This is a genomic window from Bacillus sp. JJ1764 (assembly GCF_036962145.1).
In the GTDB taxonomy this organism is placed as follows: domain Bacteria; phylum Bacillota; class Bacilli; order Bacillales; family Cytobacillaceae; genus Neobacillus.
The window spans coordinates 1-5,388 of sequence record NZ_JBALNY010000123.1; the positions used below are offsets into that span (position 1 = coordinate 1).

The window sequence follows — 5,388 nt, forward strand, 5'->3', positions numbered from 1 at the left end:
TCAGTATAATAACTATTATTACAAGTGACTCACTACTACTAATTATTACTTTTGTTAGTATTCTTCTGTCGGTTCTGTGAATACCAACTCTTGCATACCTTTGCTGTAATTATCCTAGCTAGTTCTTAATGATGTAATTGTATCTGTACCTGCATCAAGCCAATTTTTATATTATTTTTTTATCATTAGCTTTTAGAATCTCCTCTACTTTGTAATTCCCAGTGTTTATATCATCAACCTAATATACTCATTATTACCATCATACTTATTACTAGGAATTAATACATCCTTAACACGGTCTGTAAATCTCCACAGTTCTTTTACAATGTTCTTTCTCACATACTACTTTAAACTTAGCTATCACCTTGCTAATATCTTCTTTATTAAACTCTGGAATATGTTGTTGTATCTTATTCTTTCTAAAGCTTATTCTTCACGCAATAGAATTGCACATTCTTGCCAACCAATTCCAACCTAAAGGCACCCGAATGAGCTCATCCGGGTGCCTTTTGTCTACAGTCTGAGAAGGCGTATTCTTACGCCTTCTTATTTATTCCAATCAAAAATAAAAAATTTACTCACAACGGTAAATTATGTTGAGATGATGATTATTAATTAACAATTAAACATGGGTATATCGCTTGCTTATTAATATATATTTAAACTATTACTATTGACCAATAACAGTTTAGTATTTCACTAATCGCAATATAACCATCCTCATCATTTTCCGGATCATATTCATTACATAATTTCCCTTTTGAATCAAAGGAGGATATTTTTTTACCATTGATAAAAGCTTCGATAGCTTCACTAAAAGGGAATAATTCTTGAATAATTTCCCACCTATATTGTAAAGCATCACTGCTCAGTGAAAATAATTCTGAGTCATTTCCATTAGTATCAATCCAATAAAAACTCCCATCAATAATTTTCACACCATATGAGTACTCCTGTAACTCGAGGCACTTTGCAATTTGGCCAACTTGTAAAATATTAATCATTTCTAAAGTAGAAAAGGACAAAACAATAATCCGCCCTTCTTTTTAAAATTAAATAAATCATAAACAATTGACTTTTCTTAAACAAGTTATATTTTACCATAAATCTGTGCTTAGTGTTAATAGTACTTGGTCTCTTATTATCTAACACGCACTCTCATAAATGCCACAAGCCCTGCATATAAACTCTTTCTTACACTAATAGCTCCATCTTATCTATGATTTCCTATTTATTTGAACGTATAGTGCTTTAATATTATTTTTTAAAATAAACCTTACTTTACTTTACTTTTAACAATACATCAATAAAATACCTCTTTCGAAGAAAGGGTCTATAAATAATATAATAAATAAAAATTACCTTTAGGAGTGGTGATATGAGTCTAGTATGTTGCAATTGTAATAAGCCATTAACAGAATCTGAAGCTGTTAGAACTGATGAATTTAAGGAATTCAGCTCTAGGGTGAAACAATATTGCAATACTTGTTTTATCAAGGAAGTTAAAAACGGTTTCGGTAATTACTTTATTGGTGATTGCGAAGTTTGTAACAGTCCATTAGTTTTACAATACGATGATGAGGAAACTATTTCATTGGCTAAAGACGTCTATACAGTACATTACGTATGTAAAAAGATTAAAGACACAATGGATAAAGGTAACGAAGAAGAAGTTGAGCGTATGGAACAAGAGGATCACGACTGGTTAATCCTATATACAATTCAACCTGATTCCTAAGAACCTGATTTTGGCTAAAGCATATAATTGGATGGGAGATTCTAAAGCCCCATCCTTTTTCAATGTCTTCATAATAATTATTAATTAATTGCATTTTCATAGTTAACCAAACAGCCGCCCCCTCCAACATCCTTCATATCAATCGGTTTCTGTGCTTCTATATCTTCTCTTAGTTGGCGAAGCGTGTATGGAAAGGTTACCTTGTTCTTAGTTTTTTTCATAATTGCTACATTTTTACCAAGGAACTGTCGTAATTCCTCTTCCTTAGCTTCATAATAAGCAAATCTCTCTGGTAACTTTTCTAATAATCTTGCAAAGTGTCCTTGTCCTGCCCGACAACAAAATCCCCCACAGTTATTGTGAGCAAAACCCATTTTATAAAGTCTTGGTATTTCTATCCCCATTCTCCCTAATTCACTTAGTATTTCTTCCTTTGATACATAAGGTTCATTACACATAGGGAACATTACCGTATAAGGCTTCCAGTTTTCAATTGGTGCTTTCACTCTGTGCTCTTCTGTCCAATCAATTCCTAAATATAAAATACACTCATCTGACTTAAATCTTTTTGTAATCCAATTTCTAGCCGTCTCTTGCTTTAATTTATGGGAGCAAGGAGCAACTCTACTATTTCCTAAATATCGAACATCTTTAAAAACCTCAAATGGCTTACGACCGTCGGCTATTCTTTCAAACTCTACTCCTAACTCTAAAACAGTGTCATCAATGAATCTATATAAATCTTCATCTTCAATAAGGGTATCTGTAAATAATAAAATTACATCTTCCTTTCCATACTCAGATATAACTCTTTTTGCAGTTGCCCAACTACCGATACCACCGCTATAAAAAATAATATGTTTCATATTATCACCTCTCTTCTTTATTTATTATTCGCCAAATGAATATATTCATTAATTTATATTTTATTATTGGTTGATTGTAAAAGGATAAATAAAGTAATATTAGAGGGAGAATAAAGTGCGTAATGAGGGATAATCCATGAATAATTTAGCTATAGGTAGACTTGTAAAACAGTTGAGAAAAGAAAAAAAAATTACAATTAGTGAGTTTGCGAAAAGGATAGTATCTTCCCAGCCATCTCTATCTAGAATAGAGAACGGTAGCCAAGAATTGTCTTTCTCTTTACTAGCTAATATTTGTAACGAACTTAATATAACCATGAGTGAGTTTTTCTTTAGATTAAAAAGGAATAACATTTTACATGATTTAGAAGTAGGATCTTACGGTGAAAATGAGGAAAATATAAATAAAGAATTGGACAAAAAACTAATAGATATGATAGCTACTTTCTCAGTCGAACAAAAAAAAGGCCTATTTAAACTTTTGTTTCCTTATATTAAAGATTAATACTGGTTAAATAATCCATATCTTTAAAATATCTACATTGATAACAGTAAATAGGGGTGAGTACTAAAGGATTATATTAATGTTGTTTAAACTAAACATCAATAACACCTACTAGCAATATAATCGCTAATAGGTGCCATTATATAGATTATTTGATTAACTATATTCTATGAGAAAGAACAAACACAAGGAATAGTATCGTCTGGAGTAAATAGATACTTCTCAACACCATCTCTTTCCATATCTTCACGGAATTGTTTCAAAGTATACGCTCCGCCATTTTTCTTCAAAATGGAAACATTTTTTTCAAAATGCTTCCGGAAGCGTTCTTCCATATCCTCTTGCTCTTTATATTGGTCAGGCCAGATGGAATATAAAGTAGCATAATGTTGGAATCCACCTCTTACACATCGCCCTCCACAATTTGCATGTGAGAATCCGTTTATCCCTTTCTCCACTAGCTTTTTAGCAATTGGGTCATTTTCCTTTTCCGCTTTTTCTTTTGCAGCTGTGTACATACGAGGTAGCTGAATTCCCCATTCATATTGGATAATTCCTTTAGCATCCAAATCATCTCGTAATGTTTCGATTAAAGGAAATCTTGTTTCAATTGGTTCAATAGGAAAGTGTTCGTAAAAAGATCTAATCCCCGCAGCTTTTCTAATATTCATATCCGGACTATTTTCCTGAATGATGTTAGATCTACGTCTTACATGACTATCATCGCGGCGATGCTTCTCATGCGGAGCAATCCCAAAGTAAAGAATAGGCTCAACTTTCTCATTATCTCTCATTTCTTCAAGATAAATCAATGTTTGCCTCACTTTCAACTCTTCCGAACATTTTGCAAGCCGGGAGTTTCCTAAAAACTTATAGTCGTAAAATACTTCTTCTGGGGTACGCCCGTCCAGAATTTCAGTAATTTCAAGACCGATATATTCTGATACCTCATCCATAAAACGTAAGTTATCTTCATCTTCCCAAAGTGTATTAGTAAAAAATAATTTACAATTTTCTTTTCCGTATGCCTGAACCATATAATATGCAACGTAAGCACTTCCTGCACCGCCTGAAAACATTGCAATATGGACTCGTTTGCGTTCAGATCGTGGAAGATCAACCCCCCATTCATTTTGTATTAAGCTTTTAATATCGAGATTTTTATTTATATTATCAACTAGTGGAAAACTAGTTTCTATTGGTTCCTGAATCATTTGCTCGAAAAACGAGCGAATATCTGACACTCGTCCAATATCTTTCTCTATACTTTCAAGACAGATTGATTTATTATCATACATTTCTTTAGCAACATTTCCAAAATAAAGAATTGGTTCTAGGTTTTCTTTTTCCCTTATATCTTTTAAGTAACCTAGTAACTGTCTAAATTTCACTTCTACTGTATATTTTAATACAGATGTTTCTTCGTCGTAATTGCAAAAGTCGTAGTATAATTCATCTGAATCATTGTCTTCTATTTTTAATAACGGAAGTCCTATAAACTTGGAAACATCATCCATAAAACGATGATTGTCAGAGAATGTAGGGTCATCGATACTTTCGCTAAAAGTATCGATGAAAATTAGCCTGCTATTTTCTTTCCCATAGGTATCAACCATTTTTTTTGCAACGTATGAGCTTGAAAATCCACCTGTTAGGACAGCTATATGAATTTGTTTTCTATTTGTATTGTCCAAGTTACTCACCTCTATGATTATTCAACATATTGTTCTAGCAACAAATAAATCATATATTCCATTTCATTCTTTGGAATATTACGTCCAGCATTTCTAATTATTCTATCAATATTTGTATATACCGTCTTGGTCTTAACAGAAAAATCAACTTTAGAAATTACCTTAGTCTTGTTCCCTATTTCTAGAGTGATAAATTCATTTATATCCTTAACTTCCTCTTCTCCTTCACTTTCCTCAATCTTGTTAAAATTAATAACATCATGATAATTTTGTTGGAGATCAATTAAGAACTTTTCATAAGTCTTATCAGACCAGTCATCAATTCTAACACCAGAAAAATTCTCTACAAATACCGGAACCCACTTAACCCCATGTTCAGTTATTAAAATAGCCTTAATCAACTCGTTATTTTTCTTTGAAAATTCATGTTGACCTTCCGCCCAGTTATAGAGATTATTGAAATCTTTCATATTCAATTTTTCCATGATAACTCGTTCAAGGTTATTTTCTACCTCTTCGATAAAGCTTTCAGCGTACTCTTTAAGACGCAGCAATTGTATAATATTGTCTTTATAAAGATTAAAT

Annotated in this window: 5 protein-coding genes and 1 pseudogene; 2 read left to right on the forward strand and 4 right to left on the reverse strand. The window is 32.1% G+C overall.

The window, feature by feature from the left end:
* Positions 1–659: 659 nt before the first annotated feature.
* The gene (locus V7083_RS16755) at positions 660–938 is read right to left on the reverse strand and encodes a hypothetical protein (protein WP_335479921.1); all 279 of its coding nucleotides are present in this window, start codon (positions 936–938) and stop codon (positions 660–662) included.
* Between the two features lie 440 nt (positions 939–1,378).
* Here V7083_RS16755 and V7083_RS16760 point away from each other — a divergent pair, with 440 nt between their 5' ends.
* Entirely contained in the window at positions 1,379–1,738 is a 360-nt protein-coding gene (locus tag V7083_RS16760; RefSeq protein WP_335479923.1) for a hypothetical protein, read from the forward strand.
* Positions 1,739–1,818: 80 nt separating this feature from the next.
* On the opposite strand, the gene V7083_RS16765 is transcribed toward V7083_RS16760, so the two are convergent.
* On the reverse strand, positions 1,819–2,604 hold the full coding sequence (locus V7083_RS16765) for a hypothetical protein (protein ID WP_335479925.1): 786 nt from the start codon (positions 2,602–2,604) through the stop codon (positions 1,819–1,821).
* A 136-nt stretch (positions 2,605–2,740) separates the two neighbouring features.
* On the opposite strand from V7083_RS16765, the gene V7083_RS16770 reads away from it, so the two are divergent.
* Positions 2,741–3,109 (forward strand): helix-turn-helix domain-containing protein, encoded by a 369-nt coding sequence (locus tag V7083_RS16770; protein WP_335479927.1) that lies wholly within the window; start codon positions 2,741–2,743, stop codon positions 3,107–3,109.
* A gap of 167 nt (positions 3,110–3,276) precedes the next feature.
* Here the strand turns inward: V7083_RS16770 and V7083_RS16775 are convergent, their stop codons facing one another.
* Positions 3,277–4,803: a hypothetical protein gene (locus V7083_RS16775; protein ID WP_335479929.1), complete on the reverse strand. Its 1,527-nt coding sequence runs from the start codon at positions 4,801–4,803 to the stop codon at positions 3,277–3,279.
* A 17-nt stretch (positions 4,804–4,820) separates the two neighbouring features.
* Positions 4,821–5,388, reverse strand: a pseudogene (locus tag V7083_RS16780) (hypothetical protein); the annotation flags it as partial.

Bases quoted from the DNA above. Each gene is read 5' to 3' on its own strand.
- V7083_RS16760 (WP_335479923.1), top strand. From the start codon at position 1,379: ATGAGTCTAGTATGTTGCAATTGTAATAAGCCATTAACAGAATCTGAA.
- V7083_RS16765 (WP_335479925.1), bottom strand. From the start codon at position 2,604: ATGAAACATATTATTTTTTATAGCGGTGGTATCGGTAGTTGGGCAACT.
- V7083_RS16770 (WP_335479927.1), top strand. From the start codon at position 2,741: ATGAATAATTTAGCTATAGGTAGACTTGTAAAACAGTTGAGAAAAGAA.